This window comes from Evansella cellulosilytica DSM 2522, from assembly GCF_000177235.2.
Classification (GTDB): Bacteria; Bacillota; Bacilli; order Bacillales; family Salisediminibacteriaceae; genus Evansella; species Evansella cellulosilytica.
In genome coordinates this window covers 4303180-4324235 of the sequence record NC_014829.1, presented here as the reverse complement: position 1 = coordinate 4324235, position 21056 = coordinate 4303180, and the positions used below count along the sequence as shown (strand labels likewise).

11 protein-coding genes and 2 pseudogenes are annotated in these 21056 nt (G+C 39.3%); 9 read left to right on the top strand and 4 right to left on the bottom strand.

What is annotated here, in order from left to right:
* Positions 1–96 precede the first annotated feature (96 nt).
* From BCELL_RS19745 to BCELL_RS19725, 5 genes and pseudogenes are all read left to right on the top strand, one after another.
* Positions 97–660 carry a helix-turn-helix domain-containing protein gene (locus BCELL_RS19745; RefSeq protein WP_013487640.1) on the top strand — a complete coding sequence of 188 codons (564 nt, stop codon included), beginning with the start codon at positions 97–99 and terminating at the stop codon, positions 658–660.
* Positions 624–1487, top strand: a pseudogene (locus BCELL_RS19740) (IS3 family transposase); the annotation flags it as partial. The gene BCELL_RS19745 and the pseudogene BCELL_RS19740, both read left to right, overlap by 37 nt.
* A 509-nt stretch (positions 1488–1996) precedes the next feature.
* Complete coding sequence (locus BCELL_RS19735; protein WP_013490558.1) at positions 1997–5044, top strand: hybrid sensor histidine kinase/response regulator; 3048 nt, start codon at positions 1997–1999, stop codon at positions 5042–5044.
* A complete protein-coding gene (locus BCELL_RS19730) occupies positions 5038–6129 on the top strand; it encodes a response regulator (RefSeq protein WP_013490557.1) in 1092 nt (363 codons plus the stop codon). Before BCELL_RS19735 ends, BCELL_RS19730 begins: the two co-directional genes overlap by 7 nt.
* Before the next feature lie 476 nt (positions 6130–6605).
* Positions 6606–11474 (top strand): immunoglobulin-like domain-containing protein, encoded by a 4869-nt coding sequence (locus tag BCELL_RS19725; RefSeq protein ID WP_013490556.1) that lies wholly within the window; start codon positions 6606–6608, stop codon positions 11472–11474.
* Positions 11475–12069: 595 nt separating this feature from the next.
* On the opposite strand, the gene BCELL_RS19720 is transcribed toward BCELL_RS19725, so the two are convergent.
* From BCELL_RS19720 to BCELL_RS19705, 4 genes are read right to left on the bottom strand one after another with little or no spacing between them, the layout of a single operon-like run.
* Positions 12070–13533: a phytoene desaturase family protein gene (locus tag BCELL_RS19720; RefSeq protein ID WP_013490555.1), complete on the bottom strand. Its 1464-nt coding sequence runs from the start codon at positions 13531–13533 to the stop codon at positions 12070–12072.
* Positions 13530–14633, bottom strand: coding sequence for a glycosyltransferase family 2 protein (locus tag BCELL_RS19715; protein ID WP_013490554.1), 1104 nt, complete (start codon positions 14631–14633; stop codon positions 13530–13532). Before BCELL_RS19715 ends, BCELL_RS19720 begins: the two co-directional genes overlap by 4 nt.
* Positions 14634–14638: 5 nt before the next feature.
* Positions 14639–15355, bottom strand: a complete 717-nt coding sequence (locus BCELL_RS19710) for a lysophospholipid acyltransferase family protein (RefSeq protein WP_013490553.1) — start codon at positions 15353–15355, stop codon at positions 14639–14641.
* Positions 15324–16136 (bottom strand): carotenoid biosynthesis protein, encoded by an 813-nt coding sequence (locus tag BCELL_RS19705; protein ID WP_013490552.1) that lies wholly within the window; start codon positions 16134–16136, stop codon positions 15324–15326. The genes BCELL_RS19710 and BCELL_RS19705 overlap by 32 nt, the downstream gene beginning before the upstream one ends.
* Before the next feature lie 300 nt (positions 16137–16436).
* On the opposite strand from BCELL_RS19705, the pseudogene BCELL_RS19700 reads away from it, so the two are divergent.
* From BCELL_RS19700 to BCELL_RS19680, 4 genes and pseudogenes are all read left to right on the top strand, one after another.
* Positions 16437–17935 (top strand): annotated as a pseudogene (locus BCELL_RS19700) (phytoene desaturase family protein).
* Positions 17936–17988: 53 nt separating this feature from the next.
* On the top strand, positions 17989–18828 hold the full coding sequence (locus BCELL_RS19695; protein WP_013490551.1) for a phytoene/squalene synthase family protein: 840 nt from the start codon (positions 17989–17991) through the stop codon (positions 18826–18828).
* A gap of 1068 nt (positions 18829–19896) precedes the next feature.
* A complete protein-coding gene (locus BCELL_RS19685; protein WP_013490550.1) occupies positions 19897–20364 on the top strand; it encodes a GNAT family N-acetyltransferase in 468 nt (155 codons plus the stop codon).
* A 63-nt stretch (positions 20365–20427) separates the two neighbouring features.
* Positions 20428–20856 carry a DinB family protein gene (locus tag BCELL_RS19680; RefSeq protein WP_013490549.1) on the top strand — a complete coding sequence of 143 codons (429 nt, stop codon included), beginning with the start codon at positions 20428–20430 and terminating at the stop codon, positions 20854–20856.
* The last annotated feature ends 200 nt before the right edge of the window (positions 20857–21056 follow it).

Here is a 21056-nt window from a genome sequence, read left to right as displayed (position 1 = left end):
TCGAAAGCCGTTCCTGTAATTACCAAAAAAAGCTAACGAGAATGTAGTGCACCCCAAAAGTTAGAGTGAAAAATCTAACTTTTGGGGTGTTTATTTATGCCTAAATATAATGATGAATTAAAGATTAAAGTCGTTAAAGAATATCAAGAAGGAATTCTAGGCTTCAGGCGTCTAGCCAAAAAGCATCATATTAAATCAAAATCATTGGTTGAAAGATGGGTGAAGATATATGAGAAGTTCGGAGAAGAAGGAATAAAAAGTAATGGGCATAAGGGAACTTATTCTGTTCAATTTAAGCTAGATGTATTAAGCTTTATTAAAAGAACAGGAACTTCAGAAACCCAAACAGCCCTCCATTTTGGGTTAGATAGTCCCACTTTAATTGCTTCATGGAAAAAATCTTTTCGTGAAGATAAGGCTGAAGCCCTGGATCGAACGAGAGGACGAGGTACCATGTCTGATAGACCTAAGAACAAAAACAAGAAAAATATAAATGAAAAAGAACTTACAAACGAGCAACGGTTAGAGAGGGAAAATGAGCTTCTTCGTTTGGAGGTAGAGTATTTAAAAAAGTTGCAAGCTTTTCGGGCAAACCCGGAGGATTATCTCGAAAAGCACAAGCAGCGTTATCATTCGAACTCAAAGAAGAGTTCAAATTAAAAGATGTTTTACAAGTAGTGGGAATACCAGAATCCTCTTACCATTATCATATAAAAGTGATGAAGAAAGACAACCCAGATCAGGCACTTGAAGAGTTAATCCAATCCATCTTCGATGAGCACAACGGGAATTATGGTTATCGTCGCATTCATCTAGAATTGAGAAACCAAGGTTACCAAATTAATCACAAGAAGGTTCAACGCATCATGCAAAAATTAGGACTTAAAGTAACTAAGTTCTGTAGAAAATCACGCAAGTATAGTTCTTATAAAGGTCCTGTGGGCAAAGTAGCCCCAAACCGTATAAATCGCCGTTTTCATACGACTGTATCCCATCAGAAACTAACTACAGATATCACAGAATTAAAATGTTTAGGTGGGGCGAAATTATATTTAAATCCAATTATGGACTTGTTTAATAGTGAAATACTTTCGTTTGGAATCAGCACGCGTCCAAATCTTCAACTTGTGTTAGAACCTTTAGTAGAAACCCTTGAAATCATAAAGGATGCAAAGTATAGAACAACCCTTCACTCAGATCAAGGTTGGCATTATCAACATAAAAATTGGGTGGGACTCCTTAAAGAAAATAACGTTTTTCAGAGTATGTCTAGAAAAGGTAATTGTTTGGATAATTCGCCAATGGAGAACTTTTTTGGTCTACTAAAGCAAGAAATATATCACGGAGAGGCTTTGTGTACTTACGAAGAATTAAAAGGAAAAATCGAAGATTATATAGATTACTATAATCACAAGCGCATTAAAAAGAAATTAGCTGGGAAGAGTCCGGTTCAATACCGCCTCCACACCAGCCAATTAGTAGCTTAATATAAAACTCTAACTTTAAGGGGTCACAACAGAACCGTCCCCATTAGCCTAATTGAAGTGTTTTTCCAGTTGGCTTCCAAATCGCTTCAAACTTGTGTGAAATCGCGCGTAACTCGATCAGAATCGCTTGTAACTTGAAAGAAATCGCACATAACTTCGACCAAATCATCCAAAACTATCAAACTGACGAACGAGAACCGTCCCCATTAGCCTAATCGAAGTGTTTTTCCAGTTAGTTACCAAATTGCTTCAAACTCGTGTGAAATCGCGCGTAACTCGATCAGAATCGCTTGTAACTTGAAAGAAATCGCACATAACATTGACCAAATCATCCAAAACTATCAGACTGGCGAATGAGAAACGTCCCCATTATCCATTATCCCCTTAGAAAAATTTACTATAAAAAAAATTCAGAATTTGTCGCAATAATACTGTTATAATCTTTTAATGTAGGCAAACAAGAACCGTCCCCATTAGCCCATTACCCCATTAACCGAACGGAGGTTAGTATGAATAGAAAAAGATTGATAGTGATTGTTTGTGCGCTGATGATAGTTAGCGTGTTTGTTAGTTTTTATTTGAAGGCGGGTCAAGCGGAGGAAGAGAAACCGGTTGCTAATCTTGGAGTAATAGATTTATCGGAATGGCATGTCGAGGAAGGGGAAACTATCAGACTAGATGGTGAGTGGGAATTTGTAGAAGGATTAGTAGACTCGCAGTATTTTGCTACGAGAGACGAACCTCATTATGTAAAAGTCCCGTCTCTTTGGACTAACTATGAAATAAATGGACAAGCCGTAACAAAATTTACGAGTGGTACGTATCGACTCATCGTGAAACTACCTGAAAATGAACAATCATTTGGGATAAAAACGAATAATATCCGTATGTCGAATGCCATTTTTGTTAATGGGGAGAAAATCGGGCAAAGCGGTTCACCGCAAGAGGATAAATCGTATGCGCCGAAAAACACGCCATATGTGGCAACGTTTCATAGTGACGAGAACGAAATCGAGCTACTCATTCACATAGCGAATTTTAACTATGCAACTGGCGGAGGAATCGTCAGCTCGATTTACTTCGGAAATGATGAAAGCGTGTATAAGCTACGAGAAAAATCTGTTACGTATGATTGGATCATGATGGCGACTTTTTTCATTGTAGGCTTATACTTTTTCGGATTTTACTTACACTTTAGAAAAGATATTAGCTTATTATACTTTTCGTTATTCTGTTTTTCGATCGTTCTATACTATGCAACACATGGAGAGAAGCTTTTACACTACTATTTTCCAGAAATGCCTTATAGCTTGTTTCAAAAGCTACAAGGCACATCGAACTTAATAGGTATATTTATTTTAGCTTATTTCCATCATTTGTTTAAAGATTTAACAAATAAAAAAGTAGTAAAAACACTGATTGCAATAGGCGTATTATTGTCGGCATCGATGCTATTACCAACAGCTATTAACTCACAGCTGCAGCATGTGTATTCCATCTATTTCTTAATCATCAACTTATATGTTCTTCATATTCAAATAAAAGCGTACATGAATAAAACGACAGGCTCGCTCTATTTATTACTCGGTTCCTTTACACTCTTTATCTACTTTATTGTAGCGACGCTGAATGTCATCGGTAATACGAAGATCTACGTGTTGCCGCCAGTTTTACCATTTTTATACTTACTGACGCTATCATTATTTATAGCAAAACGATTCACAGATACTTATAGAAAAAATGAGGAGTTATCAGAAAAACTAGTACAAACGGATAAATTTAAAGATGAGTTTTTGGCGAAAACATCCCATGAATTCAGAACGCCTTTACACGGGATAATTGCGATATTGCAATCGATGACGCAAAAAGAAGACAAAGCACCCCTCACATTGCAGCAACAGGAAAAAATTAATTTTGTAATCTCGAAAGCGAAGCACTTATCGAGCCTTGTAAATGACATATTAGATTTAGCTAAAGTGAAGCGCCGGGAATTAAATGTAAATATTGAAAATGTGGACGTGTATGCTAATGCGCATATCGTAACCGAAGTTTTTTCCTATATTACACACAAGGATGTTCAAATAGAAAACTTGATTCCTAGAGACATCCCATTCGTGTTAGCGGATGAAAAACGTCTGCGGCAAATCTTGTATAATTTAGTAGATAATGCGATTAAGTATACGGATGCCGGGAAAATACAAATATATGCAACAGAAGAAAACGGTACTATTACCATATCGATCAAAGATACGGGGATAGGAATACCTGCAAACAAAATAGACACGATTTTTTACGATTATGAACAAATAGGGCACGCCGATAGTGGAATAGGTGTTGGTCTCGGACTAAGTATTACGAGAGAATTAGTGCAGCTTCAGCAAGGAGAAATTTCGGTTGTATCTAAGCTAGGAGTAGGATCGACCTTTTCCTTCACACTACCGTTGGCACCTCAAAAAACAGATGGTAGCGAGAAAAATGAGGAGCGTGCAACAGCACAGCATTTTTATCTGAAATGTCCTTTCTTATACGGCGAATCAAACGATAAAAAAGTGATTATTGCCGACGACAACCACTCGAACATTAAAGTGCTATTGGAAACGTTAAAACGAGAAGGTTACTTTATTATCGCAGTAGATAATGGAAATGACGTATTGAAGCAACTAGAGGAGCATCCAGATGTCGATTTAGTATTGCTAGACATTATGATGCCTGGCATGAGCGGATATGAGGTTTGTCAAAAAATTAGAGAAACCTATAGCCTAACAGAGCTACCAGTTCTCATGTTAACCGCAGCTTTCCTTGCCGATGATATGGTCGCTGCCTTTCAATCGGGGGCGAATGACTTCTTGCACAAGCCAATAGACATTGCCGAATTGAAAACGAGAATGAACAACTTAATCGTGATGAAGGAAACAGCAGAAGCGTCACTGAATATGGAAGTAGCCTACTTACAGGCGCAAATAAAACCGCACTTTATTTATAACGTATTAAACTCGATCATGTCATTAAGCTACACTGATATTGAGCAAACGAGAGATTTAATCGCTAACTTTGCAAATTTTTTAAGAGGAAGCTTTGTTTTCATGAATACGGACAAATGGATTCCGATTGAAAAAGAAGTAACTCTCGTACAATCATACGCAAATATAGAAAAAGCGAGATATCCAGAACAATTTCATTTTGAAATAGAACGAGATGACAATATAAGTGCCCTCATTCCGCCTTTACTCATCCAGCCTTTAGTAGAAAATGCGATTCGTCATGGGCTGAGCACGAAAGAAAATGGGCGAGTAAAATTAACGATAAAAGAAAATGAAGCAAATATTATTATTCAAGTGATCGATAATGGTGTAGGGATGCGTAAGGAAAAAATCGAAGCTATTGAACGATTAGACTATCAAGCGAACAGTGGCGTAGGGCTAATGAACATCGTAAAAAGACTAAAAGCATATCCGAAAGCAAGCATTTCGATTGAAAGCAAAGAACAAAGTGGAACAACAGTGACGATCGTTTTACCGAAAAAGGTTGTTCCTAAAGAGGGAGAAGGCAAATGGTAAGAGTAGTGATGATTGATGATGAAATATTGGCATTAAACTTACTAGAAAACTTAATAAAGACGATTCACGGCATTGAAATAGTTGGGAAGTTTACGAGCTTTGATGCTGCCATCGCTGACTTGAATGAGCTTAAGCCGGATCTACTTTTTTTAGATATTGAAATGCCTGGTGAAAATGGCATAAGAGCTGCGGAGCGAATGACGACGATAGATGAAAACGTCGATATTGTGTTTGTGACGGCTTATGATCAATATGCCCTTGAAGCGTTCGGTGTGCACGCCGTTGATTACTTGTTGAAGCCTGTCACAAAGGAGAAATTAGAAAAATCAGTGGCAAAAATATTGAAAAGAAGAAATATAAGCGCGCCGAATAACGAACAGCACGATCGTTTTCTTAAAGCGCAATTTCTCGGGAATTTCATCTTGTACGATAAACATCACATGCCGATTAAATGGAGAACAAAAAAGGTGAAGGAGCTTTGTGCCTATTTACTATACCACCATATGGAATCGGTGCATAAAGAGCAAATTTTAGAGGATCTATGGCCAACGCATTCTGTTGAAAAATCGAAAAATTTATTACACACAACGATGTATCAGCTTAGAAAGGTTTTCAAAACAGAGGGCATTGAAGACGCGATACAGTACATCGACGAAAGGTATAAAATTAACCTTGAAATAACGAGCGATCTGCTAAATGTTACGAACATCCTTCAGCTTTCAGACTACACGGAGGAGCATGTAAACAAGCTACTTGCTATATATAAAGATGACTATTTAGTGCAGGACGATTATATGTGGGCAACAAGCCACCGCTTTTCTGTTAGGAAAAAAATCATTTCACTATTAGAAGATAGCGCCAAACAAGCTAGCTTCATAGCTAGTAAACAAATCATACTAGAGCGGTTAATCGAACTAGAGCCAATGGAAGAAAGCTATAGACAACAGTTAATCAAGCACCTTATTGAGGAAGGCAAGTACTCGGACGCACGAAACGCCTATCAAGCATTCAAACAGCTTTTATGGGAGGACTTAGAGCAAGCGCCTCATGAGGAAACGAATAAGTTAATACAAACATATTTGTAGAAAAAATGATGGACAATGTTTCGTGAAGAAAATAAATAGAACTTTAATTACTAGAGGGAGACTCAAAAGGCAAATAGAGTCTCCTTTTGTGTTTTTCAAAATATCGTTACACCTCAAAGTTCTTTACGACGCATATTCCGCTAAAGTAACTAAAGCTCTGCTGCATATAGGTATAGGTTGACTCGATAGGTGAAAATCCCCTCCTGTTAGTCAGGCTATTACTTTTTTTATTTAATAAAAAATATTTTTGTGGGCTATAAGTATTAGGTTTTTATACCTATATATCATACTGTTAGCACCATTATTATGGTGAATAACGTCGAATGTTCAGAAAATGTTCAGACTAAAGAACTAAAATAGAAATATGTAAAAAAAGCGAAGGAGTTGCCTTAAATGAACGTTAATAAGTGAGTTCATTGTAATAGACAAAACATTTAATTAAAAAAGCTTAACTAAAGAAAAAAGGGGTTTTGGAGATGGGGAAAGCAAAGAAACACATAAAAAGGCCATCTATCATCGGAATGGTTCTACTCATATTATTTTATACGGTTTTACCAGCAAGCACAGTTACCGCAGACGCTTGCTCATACTCTGGAGCAAGAGCGGTGTATGGAGGAGAACACGGAACCGAGCTATTTTTAGGCGGTAATTACATTGAATTAGGAATTAGTAATTGGGGTGACTTCGGAACTTTAGGAGAGAAGCCTTCGAATTTCAGAGGAACTTTAAACGGAGAAACGACACCACACCTAGGTTCGAATATGATTGGCATGAGTGCAGACCATGATGGATTCTGTAATGGAAGAGATTTACCAGTTGATTACTATCTTCCAGGTACACCAGAAGAAAGATTTGCGGTAGGCTATCAAATTGGCTCTACAAAAAATGCTAACTCGAATTCGGCTCAAATGGGTACGAGAAACATGCCTACTACAGTTACAAATGAATCGAATGTTGAGCAAGGCATTTTGAAGGCGAGAACTGTTTCTATTTGGGCTGGCACAATGGAAATTACACAAGTCATCAGTTTTCGTGTAGACGACAAGTTTTACCGCAATGATGTCACGATCAAAAACATCACTGCACATGCTTGGGACGGCGCGCGCTATATGCGAACTTTCGACCCTGACAACTCTCAATATCGCGGTGGACCATTTGTGACGGCAAATACAGTAACCCACACGATTGCAGAGGACGGCAAATCGGTAATTAAAGCAGAGACTTTCCAAAATCATGATCCACTATATACTGCTTTTAATTCAAGAATACCAATTTTCTTTTACTCAAATGATCCTGCAGCTAGAGCGTCCGTATTCGGATTTACGAATACGAACCCGTATGAGCCAGCTGCCTACGATAACCCAAGTGCGAAAGGTCAAACGATTCAAGCTGACCAAGCAATCACAATGACTTGGGATTCAGGCCCATTACATGCAGGTGAAAGCAAAACATTCACGTACTATACGAGCTTAGACGAACGTGACTTTGACGACGTGCAAAAAGAGATTTTCATTGATGACGTGAAAAAAGATATAGAAAACCTTGACGATATGGATGACGTCAAAAAAGTAAAAGACAAAATTGACAATGAAGATTCATTAGAGGAAGAAAAGAAGAAAGAATTAAAATCAGACGTTCTTGATATTTTAATAGACGGAGAAAAAGATATTTTAATTCGAGATGCACGAGATATTTTCGTCGTTCGTGACCTCATTAATGAATCTGATAAAGACGATGAGGAAAAAGATGATATACGTAAAAAATACGTGAAAAAGATTTTAGATGATCTTGAGGAGTTATCTCCTGAGGAAGAAGAAGCGACGAGAGCAATCATCGACGATATCGTTGACCCTACAAAAAAAGCGGAAGCAGAAGATACGTTAAATTCTCTAGCAGACTTGATAGCAGCAGCTGAAGAAGCACTAGAGGAAGCGGAAAAAACGCAGGATCGCTATAAAGACACAGGCGGTGATGCGTCAGACGAGCTTTATGAAGAAGTAGCAGCAGCGAAGGAAGCATTAAACGAAGCACTACTAGCTGATCCAGCAGACAAGGATGCAATCGAATCAGCAACAGAGGCCCTACATGACGCAACGAAAAAATTAGAAGAAGCCGCTGAACAAAAGGAATTAGCAAACGCGAAAGCAGCCGGAGAAGAAGCATTAGAGGAAGCAGAAAAAACGCAGGAACGTTATAAAAACGCGGGCGGCGATGCGTCTGACGATATATTTGAGCAATTAGAAACAGCGAAAGAAGCATTAAACGAAGCACTACTAGCTGATCCAGCAGACAAGGACGCAATCGAATCAGCAACGGAAGCCCTAAATGACGCAACGAAAAAACTAGAAGAAGCCGCTGAACAAAAGGAACTAGAAAATGCGAAAGCAGCTGGAGAAGAAGCATTAGAGGAAGCGGAAAAAGCGCAGGATCGCTATAAAAACGCGGGCGGCGATGCAACTGATGAAATATATGAAGCACTAGAAGCAGCAAAAGAAGTGTTAGAAGCAGCGAAACTTGCTGATCCAGCAAACAAAGAAGCGATTGAAGCAGCGACAGAGGAAGTAACAGATCTTACTACTGTACTAGAAAAAGCAATCGACGCGAAGGAGCTAGAAAACGCGAAGTTTGCGGGAGAAAAAGCATTAGAGGAAGCAGAAAAAGCCCAAGACCGTTATGAAAATGCAGGTGGCGAAACGTCTGACGATCTTTATGAAGCAGTAGAAGCAGCGAAGGAAGCATTAAAAGAAGTACTACTTGCTGATCCAGCAGAGAAAGATGCAATCGAAGCAGCAACGGAAGCGTTAATTGATGAAACGAAAAAACTAGAAGAAGCCGTTGAAGCAAAGGAATTAGCAAATGCGAAAGCAGCCGGAGAAGAAGCGTTAGAGAAAACGGAAAAAGCGCAGGATCGTTATTACAATGCAGGTGGCGAGGAATCTGATGAGCTGTACGAAGCAGTAGAAGCAGCGAAGGAAGTCTTAAACAATGCATTACAAGCAACACCAGCAGAGAAAGAAGCGATTGAAGCAGCAACAGAAGCGTTAAACGACGCGACGAAAAAATTAGAGGAAGCCGCTGAAGCAAAGGAATTAGCAAATGCGAAAGCAGCTGGAGAAGAAGCATTACAGGAAGCAACGAAAGCTAAAGATCGTTATTACAATGCAGGTGGAGAGGAATCTGATGAGCTGTACGAAGTAGTAGAAGCAGCGAAGGAAGTCTTAAACAATGCATTGCAAGCAACACCAGTAGAGAAAGATGCGATTGAAGCAGCAACAGAAGCGTTAAACGACGCGACGAAAAAACTAGAAGAAGCCGCTGAACAAAAGGAACTAGAAAATGCGAAAGCAGCCGGAGAAGACGCGTTAGACGAAGCAGAAAAAGCACATGATCGCTATAAAAAATCAGGTGGCGAAGCGTCTGACGAACTTTATGAAGCAGTAGAAGAAGCGAAAAACACACTACAAGAAGCACTACATCAGGACCCTCTCAATAAAGAAACGATTGAAGAGGCAACGGCATTATTAGAAGCCGCTATCTTAGAATTAAATATGGAAACGACAACTAAAGATCTAGAAACTGATATCACAAACGTCGATTCGATCGATCAATTGCTTGAAGTGAAACAAAAAATTGATAGTAGTGACATTAGTGAAGACAGAAAAGCACACTTGTACACGAATCTCGTTAATAAATGGCTAGAAACGAAAACATCGTTTTCCTTCGTAGACGAAGATCAAGTGCAACAGCTAGTAGATGCAGTTGAACAATCAGATAAAGAAGAAACAGAGAAGCAGCAGGCGTACATCGCATTGATAGAAAATGCAATCGATGACGTTGCAAAGCATGACAAACCAGTTAATGCAGAAACTAAGTTCCAACAGCCAGAAAATAAAGTAATTGAATTGGCAATCCAAAACGTCACAAGTGATGAAGAAAAACAAAGGCTAACGACACTTCTTGAATTAACAGTAGATGCTCGTGCATTATCGATGCAAACAGCTTTCACTTTCGCGGAAGGCGACACTTGGGAAAGCATCACGTCAAAATTCATTATGCTAGCTGAAGGAAACTACGGTTCAAACATTACTTGGGAATCAAGCAAAAATGACATTATCACAGTTTCAGGAGAAAATGCTGAAGTACAACGACAAACGAGAGATGAGTCAGTAATCTTAACAGCTACCCTCACAAATGGCGTAGCGCAATTAGAGAAGACCTTCTTATTAGTTGTCAAAAGCAACAGAGTCGGTGACAAGTTATTTGAAGAAGTAAAGCGAGAAGTCACTGTTGAAGTTGGTTCTAACTTAAACAAGCCACCAGCGATTCAACGCATTAACTTATTGGATAGTTCGAATACGACAATCGTGAACAAAATCGACAAGCTCATTATTGACAACGCGATTATTTCGCAAGTAACATCAGGACCGATCACGATTTACCTTCCTGATGACACATCTAATCTCGCTGATGAAATTGCTGTAGAGATTTCATTAGATGTTTTAGAAAAAATACAAGATTCATTAACAATTAAGACAGATCAAGGCTCGATTATCTTGTCTAAAGAAACAATCGAAAAAATGCAGCAAGACGGCAAAGACTTATTTTTCCGTATCGTCCCTGTCCGCCAAACCGACGAAAGAAATGACGTAATAGAACGTACGAAAAACCACGAACTAGTCATTGCTGAGTTAGAAGCAGGACAAGAAATTGTTGTATTAGGTACACCGAGAGAAATCGAAACAAACTATAAAGGATACGAAACAACCGTCATTTTACCTCTAGACGATGTAGAATACACAAACATTGATAACTTACGTATTTTCATCGAGCATACTGACGGCGACAGAAGAGTAGTGAATGGCGAAGTTGTCGTAGACGAAAACGGTACGCCAGTAGGATTACAATTTGTCATTGATAAATTTAGTACATTTACCATCTTCGAAATCGTACAAAGCGAAGAAGTAGATACGCCAGGCGAAGGAACTCCGCCAGTAGAGGACAACGAAAGCCCAGGATCGGAAACGACTCCAGGAAGCGGAAGTGAAACACCAGGATTAGAGCCGACTCCAGGAAGTGGAAGCGAATCGCCAGTTACGGACACTACGCCAGGAATAGGTAGTGACGCTACTGTCGAAAATGATTCCGCTGGATCAGAAGGCAAAGGTGGAGAAAACAAGACTGGTGAGAAAGCAGCAGGTGCAGACGCGCTAACCGATGCTGTAGCCGCTGACACGGATAACTTACCAAGCACAGCAACGAACAACTACAATATGCTGTTACTAGGCACCGTACTCACCATCATGGGAGTCATTAGCCTATACTACAGAAAAAAACGAACTGCATAAATTAAAATCGTGGGGACTGGAATAGGTAGATACTTACCTTTTTCAGTCCCTTTGTGCAATGTTTATAGAGAATGGTGCACACCAATGGCGAACGAGGCCAATGAGAACCGTCTCCATTAGCCTAATCGAAGGTGATTTCCAGTTGGCTTCCAAATCGCGCGTAACTCGATCGGAATCGCTCGTAACTTGAAAGAAATCGCACGTAACTTTGACCAAATCAAGCAAATCAAGCAAACCTGGCCAATGAGAACCGTCCCCATTAGCCTGATAGAAGGGGATTTCCAGTTGGCTTCCAAATCGCGTGTAACTCCGTTGAAATCGCGCGTAACTCGATCGGAATCGCTCGTAACTTGAAAAAAATCGCACGTAACTTTGACCAAATCAAGCAAATCAAGCAAACCTGGCCAATGAGAACCGTCCCCATTAGCCTGATAGAAGGTGATTTCCAGTTGGCTTCCAAATCGCGTGTAACTCCGTTGAAATCGCGCGTAACTCGATCGGAATCGCTCGTAACTTGAAAGAAATCGCCCGTAACTTTGACCAAATCAAGCAAATCAAGCAAACTTGGCCAATGAGAACCGTCCCCATTAGCCCATTAACCGCTCAGGATTTTCCTCGCGACGTTGCTGCCGCTTAACACAACCATAGGAGAGCCGCCGCCTGGGTGTGTACTGCCACCGACGAAATAAAGGTTTGAAATATCTTTTGCAGCATTGTATGGCCTTAGAAAAGTATCGCGTTTTCGATTTGATGCGATGCCATATAAGGAGCCGCGAAATGCATGGAACTTAGCTGCGATCGTTGTTGGATCGACCGTTATATCGTTGACAACATTGTCGCGAATTGCCAAGCCACGCTTTTCCAATTGGTCATAGATTCTTTCTTTTATCACAAAAGAAGGCTCTCTCTTCTCATTCAAATCTGCTGAAAGAGGTGGGGCATTTACTAAAATAAATAAATTATCCCCGTCAGGAGAAAGTGTTTCGTCTGTTTTCGAGGAAGTACAAATATAGATTGTTGGATCGTCACCGAATTTCTGGTCGTCAAACAATTGAGTGAATTCCCTTTTAGGGTTTTCACCGAAAAAGACGTGATGGTGATGTAAGTCTAATCTTGTTTTCATTGCTGCCATGATAACGAATGCGGAGATCGATGGCTGTACGTGCTTTAAAGAAAAGTGAGGGCGGTGCTGCTTATCGACGAGTCTTGGAAACTGCGTTAATAAATCACCATTTAAAATAAACTTATCTCCTGTGATTCGCTGTTCCTTGTCAGTAATGGCGGCAACGATACGCTGATCCTTAACCTCCAGCTTCGTTACTTCTGTATTCGTGAGCAAAGTGACCCCTAATTTTTTTGCCAGCTTTAAAAAACCGAGAGCAATGCGATGGTTACCACCACGAGTAAAATAAACCCCATCAACTAATTCCAAGTGCCCAATTAAACCGAATGTAGCCGGAGTCGTATAAGGGGAAGATCCTATATACGTCGCATAGCGATTAAAGGCATAACGGACACGGGCATCTTTGAAAAACTGCTGATGAAAAGCATCTAACGTCGTTAACGGCTTCACCCTTGCCATTGCCTTCGCTAAAGGGAGCGACAAGTAATCCTTCCATGAAGAAAAAGTGCGATGAAAGAAATGTTGTCGGGCAAGGGAATATAAGTTTTCTACTTCCATTAAATAATCCTCGTACTTATCTGCAGCAAACGGATCGAGCTTTAACAACTCTTCTTTCATTCTTTCTTTTTCTGAAGAAAAATAAAAGGAACTACGATCAGCAAATACATTTTTCGTATGCACATCAAGTTTTTCAAAAGTGAAATAGTCATCAGGGTTTTCACCTGCGTCTTGAACAACTTCACGGAAAACATGAGGCATTGTAATCGTATTTGGACCAAAATCGAAATGATGACTTCCGATAACAACTTCATGCAGTTTTCCACCAACGTCGTTATTTTTTTCAAGTAGTGTCACTTGCCAACCAGTTGCTTGTAGTTTAATAGCTGCACTTAGCCCACCTAATCCACCACCGATAATAACAGCGTGTTTTTTCATGAATATGTACGTCCTTTCCAAGAAAATCCTCGTTTAGAAAACTGTAAAAACATAGAGTAAAACAAAACGAGTATTGTTGCTATGACAGAAAGCGGGAATAGTAGAAAGTTCCAACTTGCTTGCTTTGTAAATATGTCGACGATGCACTTTTGTGCGAGTACTAAAAGGAAAGGAATCGAACTGAGAAATGGGGAACTAGAAAAAAGTCCACCAATGAATATTAAAAACGGAAGCAAAAATATAGCAAAATAAAACGTCGATAACAAAAGGGCTAATGCTTTACTTTTTCCTAACCCAGGAAAAATATTTTTTGAGAAGCCTGCCCATACTTCCTTGTTACTTTCATACATGAAACAAGAAACAGAATCGGAAATATTCATCAGTCTTACGTAATAGCCTGTTTTTTTTACTTCACGAGCAATATGGATATCCTCGACAAGCGAATTTTTCACAGAATAATGTCCCTTAATTGCTTCATACGCATCTCGCTTAAACATCATAAAAGCACCATGTGCTGCTGTAAAAGCTGGTCTCTTTGTATTGTTAGCGATGAAAATTGGTAAGTGAAAATGAACAATAAAATGCTGCATAGGAACGAGCAAGTGACTAAAGAAGTTTTTAACAGGATACTTTGGGAAACCGGTAATAAGACCAGTCCCTAAGTGAAAAGCGCGTAACGTACGCTCTAACGTATTTTCGTGAATGGAAACATCTGCATCAAGAAAAAGAAAGTAATCGCCATTTGCCTCCAAAGCGAGCTGATGGCAAGCAAAAACTTTTCCAACCCAACGTTGAGGAAGCGGCTTCCCATCAATCACTTTAAAACGATTGTCGCTGCCTATTGCTTGCTGAAGAAGCTGTTTCGTATCGTCTTCTGAATGGTCATCCAGGATGATCACTTCAAAATTTTGATACGTTAACGCTTTTAAGTTATTGATGACCTTAGCAACATTTCTTTCTTCATTTCTCATCGGTATGAGAACAGATATAAGCGGAGAAGAAGACCGTCTGGAGTAAGACGGAAGCTTTGGTAAACAAAAACTATTAAACAGAACCCAAACTAGAAAGGCAAGCTGAATAACGATAAATAATGCCAACATCGTAATTACCTCCTTTTAAACAGTTGTTTACAACTTTCAAGCTTCTCACTAATCCCGCTTTTGCCATGTAATATTAACTGGAAATCGTCAATCTGCTCCGTCATTGCAAGCGTTCTTAAATGATCAAGCTCGAATGTCATCTTTTTCTCAAACAAAGCGGTTATTTCCTTCCTAGTCGCTCGTTGTGGAATAGAAATGGGCTTACCGATAGAAATGAACCATTCAGCAAGTTGATGATGAAAGAACGAGTGATAAAAACTGATAGGAATAACAGGTAAGCTAGGTTGCTTTTCTACTAAATAGGCAGCTCCTGAAAAAAAAGTGAGCGGTCGTTTTTCGATATGTACTTCCTCTCCTTGTGGAAATAAAAATACGCTTTTTCCTTCCTTTAATTGCTCAGAAGCGTATTGCAACGATGTCATGATTGATTTTCTAGCTTGCCGATTAACAGAAAACGCCCCGATTTTTCGAAAAAAAGGAAAACGTGTCAGTCCATCCTCTGACATCATCGCTACAGCATTTTCCTTTAAAACGGCATGGTTTAAATAAAACAAAACGAGGGGATCCCACCACGAGCTATGGTTAACAAGATAGATTGCTGGTCCAGCTCGTTTTTCCCCACGTCTAGCTAAATAAATGCAATGAAAATGCTTCCTTAAAAGGTGCTTGTTATACACAGAAAACATATGTTCAAACAATACGCTTCTTTCTGCTTTTATCATCGACAGCCCTCCTATTATTCGTAACGTAATAAATAGGATATATGATCAATAGAAAAATAATAGAAAGAACGGCTGCAAGAAAAAGCGTGTTTACTAATGCAACGATGAGAAACATGAAGGTCATAAGAAAATATAGTAGTCTCATTCGTAAATCCCAAGCTGTTTGTTGCGAAGTCCATTTGTTATTTTTAAAGAAAAATGTGTACAGGCAGTAGTGGATGACAAAAGATAGTATAAACCACCCGTAAAAATTAGAAGCAGGAATGCCATAATAATAGCCCGGTTCGTGCCATATCCAATATTGCTTCACTTGAAATGCCACCGGATCAATAATAAAGTCCAACGCTGTTGCGATAAAAGCTGCATAAAGAGCATACGCAATTCCTTTCATGCGAGAAACGATGTTCGCAATAGGACGAGCTAGTGTATGAGAAGTGGCAATGACCATTACCCATGCGAAGCCAATTGTAATTGGTACGCCAAGCAGCTTTGGACCAAAATCAGATTCATATGTATAATCACCAAAAAATAGTCCCGTTTTAACACCAAAGCTTTCAATCAGCATAGACAAAACGAAAACGAACGCGATCATAAGCAACCCTTTTTTAAAATGGAAAGCGCGAGTAAAATAGACCATCGCAAGCAGGCCGGCAAGAATCAAAAATACGACGTTTGCCCATTCTAACCACATCGGTAGAAGGTCAAAGGTTAATAGGACAACCCCACATATGTACCAAAAAATGAAAAAACGGAATAATACTGTATCGAGCTGATATGGCATGAAGAGCCCTCCAAATCCTATCATGTTATACAATAGTTATACAACGATACACTTAAAATGTGTAGTGATACGACTTTATGGAAGAAAATGGTGCAATATTTAGTGAAAAAAACAGAGGCTAGTAAGTAAGTTAACACTTACAGTAATAGGGGTTCTGATGCATTTGGTGAAAATGTAACATGGTAAATTGATAAAGCAAAATACTAACACTTCCAATTCGTTTTTGTATATAATTTGTATACATATGAGTGGGGAACATATCAATAGGGAAATGGCACGATAGATGAAGGGAGAACGGTAATGAAAGAAAACAAAGTGATTGTCATCGGCGCAGGCCCTGGAGGATTAGCGGCAGCAATGCTCCTCGCGGCAAAAGGATACAAAGTACAAGTCTTTGAAAAACAGGATTATATCGGAGGCAGAACATCATCGTTTTCCTTAGGTGACTATTCCTTTGATCTAGGACCAACATTTTTTAGTATGCCTCACATACTAGAGGAAATCTTTCAAGCTGCTAATCGAAACCTTCATGATTATGTAACACTAAAGGAACTCAATCCGATGTATACACTCGCTTTTAACGACTTGAAGATAAAGGCAACGAAAGATAAGCGGAACATGGTCAATACAATTGAAAGCCTTTTCCCGGGCTACGGCGCTCAATATGAAAGATTTATGGATGATACGAGAAAAAAGATGAGCATGTTAATGCCAATTCTGCAAAATAAGCATGATTCCATTTTCGATTACGTTCGTTTAAAAAGTCTACGTGCGCTTCCATCGTTAGATTTAGGAAAAAGCTTATACGATGTGCTATCTCAATATTTTGATGACGAAAGACTGTTACTTTCCTTTACCTTTCAATCAAAATATTTAGGAATGTCTCCGTGGAAATGTCCGGTGCATTTAGCATATTATCATTCATGGAATATGAGTATGGTATTTTTCACCCAATCGGTGGCTTGAATGCATTAACGAAGGCGATGGCAAACGTAGTAAAAGAGTATGGAGGAGAAATACATACAGGAACAAGCGTAGAAAAAATAATGGTGGAAAATCAACACACTCGAGGTGTAGCGCTATCGAACGGTGAACTAATCCACGCTGATGACGTTGTAATGAATGCAGACGTTGCGTATGGCATGACATCACTGATCGATGACAATAAAAGAAAAGCATATAAAAACATCAAGCTAGAGAAAAAAGACTATTCCTGTTCTACATTCATGATCTACGCAGGAGTGAATCAACCTGTCAACCTAGATCACCACACGATTTTGTTCTCAGAGGATTATAAGAAAAATGTAGAACAAATAACAGAAACGATGACAGTTTCAGAAGACCCATCTATATACATTCAAAATGCGACTGTTACCGATCCAACATTAGCGCCAGCTGGCAAATCTGCACTCTATATATTAGCACCTGTGCCGAATAATACGAGTGGCATTTCTTGGGATACGGAAAAAGAGAGTTTTAGAAATTTAATTTGGGATCAGGTTGAAAAAAGAACAGGCCTAACGGATTTGCGAAGCAATATCGAAGTCGAAAAAATACTTACCCCACTAGACTGGGAACGGGAGAAACACGTTTTTCGTGGTGCAACCTTTAATCTTGCCCACAACTTAAAGCAAATGATGTACCTCCGACCGCATAATCAAGTAAAAGAAATTAAGGGGCTGTGGCTCGTCGGTGGCGGAACCCATCCAGGAAGCGGACTTCCAACAATCTTTGAATCCGCAAGAATCACAACGAAATTACTGATCGATAACGCAAGGAAAAAAACTGTCCATATTTGAATTCGAACGAGAAGAATGACAAAGAGGATTCATAGATGAGGAGGGCAAGTACAATGGAAATAAGTGTTGCGTATAAAATGTGCCAGCAAGTAATGGAGCATCATTCAAAGTCGTTTTCTAAAGCATTTCAATTATTGCCTCTCGAGAAACGGCAAGCTGTATGGGCCATCTATGCCTTTTGCCGTACTGTAGATGATATCGTAGATGAAGGGACTAACCCTGTTACAGAGCTAAATGACTTTAAAACGAACTTCGAACAGTTTAGAAACGGCACCATCGATGAAAGTGATTATTTATGGATAGCGTTAAACGATACCTTTTCAAAATTTGATTTTGACATCCAGCCATTCCTCGATATGGTGAAGGGGCAAGAAATGGACTTATATAAATCGAGATACAATACGATGGAAGAACTGGAGCAGTACGCATATTACGTTGCGAGCACCGTTGGACTCATGCTCCTACCAATCCTATCTCCAGAAAACAAAGAGCAGCTTCGCCCAAGTGCAATTAGTTTAGGACTCGCTATGCAAATAACAAATATACTGCGCGACATAGGAGAGGATTTAGATCGAGATCGCATTTACATCCCGAAAGACCTCCGTGATAAACATAACTATACAGATACGATGCTAGCAAACAAAGAAGTGAACCCAGCCTTTGTTCGCATGTGCGAAGAACTATCCAACATCGCTGAGCAAAACTATGAAAAAGGATTAGCCAATATCGAGCTGTATCCACAATTCTCGAGGCTACCAGTAACACTATCAGCCTACTATTATAAAGCAATCCTAACATCAATACGACAAAACAACTACGACGTCTTTGGAAAAAGAGCATACGTCACGACACAACAAAAACAACACATCTTAAAAATGGTCGCAAAAGCTTAGCATTAACAAGTTGGTTGCAAAAGCATAACATACACAAGTTAAAATGGTTGCAAAAACATAACATACACAAGTTAAAAATGGTTGCAGAAGCATAACAGAACCATCTCAAAGATGATAGGAAAAGCATAAAGGCACTCTACAACAAACATAAAAAAACTATCAAACTGGCAAGTGAGAACCGTCCCTGTTAGCCTAATTGAAGTGTTTTTCCAGTTGGTTTCCAAATCGCTTCGAACTCGTGTGAAATCGCGCGTAACTTTATCAAAATCGCGTGTAACTTGAAAGAAATCGCACATAACCATGACCAAATCATAAAAAAACTATCAAACTGGCAAGTGAGAACCGTCCCTGTTAGCCTAATCGAAGTATTTTTCCAGTTGGCTTCCAAATCGCTTCAAACTTGTGTGAAATCGCGCGTAACTTTATCAAAATCGCGTGTAACTTGAAAGAAATCGCACATAACTATGACCAAATCATAAAAAACTATCAAACTGGCAAGTGAGAACCGTCCCTGTTAGCCTAATTGAAGTATTTTTCCAGTTGGTTTCCAAATCGCTTCAAACTCGTGTGAAATCGCGCGTAACTCGATTAAAATCGCGTGTAACTTGAAAGAAATCGCACATAACTTTGACCAAATCATAAAAAAACTATCAAACTGGCAAGTGAGAACCGTCCCTGTTAGCATAATTGAAGTGTTTTTTTCAGTTGGTTTCCAAATCGCTTCAAACTCGTGTGAAATCGCGCGTAACTCGATCAAAATCGCGTGTAACTTGAAAGAAATCGCACATAACTATGACCAAATCATAAAAAACTATCAAACTGGCGATAGAGAACCGTCCCTGTTTGCATAATTGAAGTGTTTTTCCAGTTGGCTTCCAAATCGCTTCAAACTCGTGTGAAATCGCGCGTAACTCGATCAAAATCGCGTGTAACTTGAAAGAAATCGCACATAACCATGATCAAATCATAAAAAACTATCAAACTGGCAAGTGAGAACCGTCCCTGTTATCCTTACAAGTAGTTATAGAGATAATAAACATTACATTCGAAAAAAATGGAGGAATCGATTTGCAAGAAATAAGACAAGTCTCACTCGATCAAGATAAATCAAAAATTACTAACAACATTTTAAGGGAGCTTCCAGAATGGTTCGGCATCGAGGAAGCAATCACCAATTATGTTAACGGTGTAAACGGCACCGATTTTTACGCACTGTACGACTTAAATCAACCTGTTGGTTTTATCAGCATCAAAGCTAACAATACGTTCACCTCAGAAATATATGCGATGGGTATTTCAAAGAATTACCACGGCTGTGGCTGGGGAACAAAGCTATTGAAGGTTGCTGAGGAGCATTTAGTAAAAAACGATGTTAAATTCTTTATGGTAAAAACGTTAAGTGACTCACACCCAGATAAAAACTACCAAAAAACGAGACGATTTTATGCTAAAAATGGCTTTATTCCATTAGAAGAAATCAAGGAAATCTGGGGAGAAGAAAACCCCTGTTTAATCATGGTTAAAAATCTATTATAGTTACACTTTGCTGGAATTGAGCGCCAGTTTTTATTGCAAAATTAGAAAAGGAGTATGGTAGAAGTGGATGTAAAAGGTTTTATATACGCAGCGAAAATGACAAATGCCTTAGCAAAAGAGATTCCGGAAAGCAGCTGGGACACTCCACTAATACGTGAACTCGGTACGCTGAGAAAATTGTTTATCCATATTATACGCGTAAGAAATGTTTACCGGAATGGACTCGAAACAGGAGTAGTGCAATTCCCAGGTGAACTACCGTCTAGTGAAAACATAAAGGAAGCGCTTGAAAAAAGTATGGAGGAGCTAGCAACTGCATTTTTGAGTACTGAAGGGACGCACATCAAAATGGCAGAAGAAGAATTATCTATTGCGGAATTACTTGCGACTGCGATACAACACGAAGGCATTCATCAAGGCCAATACTACGTCGCCCTAAAGCAAAAAGGGATGTATATACCTGACAGCTGGAAGAAAGATTGGGGTATGTAAGTGACTAAAAAGTAGGGCGCAACCAAATGATTGCACAAAAAAATGAAAGCCCCTCCTCCGCAGCAACCCTGGATAGCTCATTTACCACATATCCAGTAAACTTTGCGAAACTTCGCTCAAATCACACAAAACTTAGATAGAGCGTAACTCAATGAAAATTATACATAACTCAGACCAAATCATGCGGAACGTCCACCGAA

What these genes read in the sequence shown, in the direction of transcription:
- BCELL_RS19705 (WP_013490552.1), bottom strand. Translation starts at nt 16,136, where the DNA reads ATGCCATATCAGCTCGATACAGTATTATTCCGTTTTTTCATTTTTTGG.
- BCELL_RS19745 (WP_013487640.1), top strand. Translation starts at nt 97, where the DNA reads ATGCCTAAATATAATGATGAATTAAAGATTAAAGTCGTTAAAGAATAT.
- BCELL_RS19735 (WP_013490558.1), top strand. Translation starts at nt 1,997, where the DNA reads ATGAATAGAAAAAGATTGATAGTGATTGTTTGTGCGCTGATGATAGTT.
- BCELL_RS19725 (WP_013490556.1), top strand. Translation starts at nt 6,606, where the DNA reads ATGGGGAAAGCAAAGAAACACATAAAAAGGCCATCTATCATCGGAATG.
- BCELL_RS19695 (WP_013490551.1), top strand. Translation starts at nt 17,989, where the DNA reads ATGGAAATAAGTGTTGCGTATAAAATGTGCCAGCAAGTAATGGAGCAT.
- BCELL_RS19710 (WP_013490553.1), bottom strand. Translation starts at nt 15,355, where the DNA reads ATGATAAAAGCAGAAAGAAGCGTATTGTTTGAACATATGTTTTCTGTG.
- BCELL_RS19715 (WP_013490554.1), bottom strand. Translation starts at nt 14,633, where the DNA reads ATGTTGGCATTATTTATCGTTATTCAGCTTGCCTTTCTAGTTTGGGTT.
- BCELL_RS19720 (WP_013490555.1), bottom strand. Translation starts at nt 13,533, where the DNA reads ATGAAAAAACACGCTGTTATTATCGGTGGTGGATTAGGTGGGCTAAGT.
- BCELL_RS19730 (WP_013490557.1), top strand. Translation starts at nt 5,038, where the DNA reads ATGGTAAGAGTAGTGATGATTGATGATGAAATATTGGCATTAAACTTA.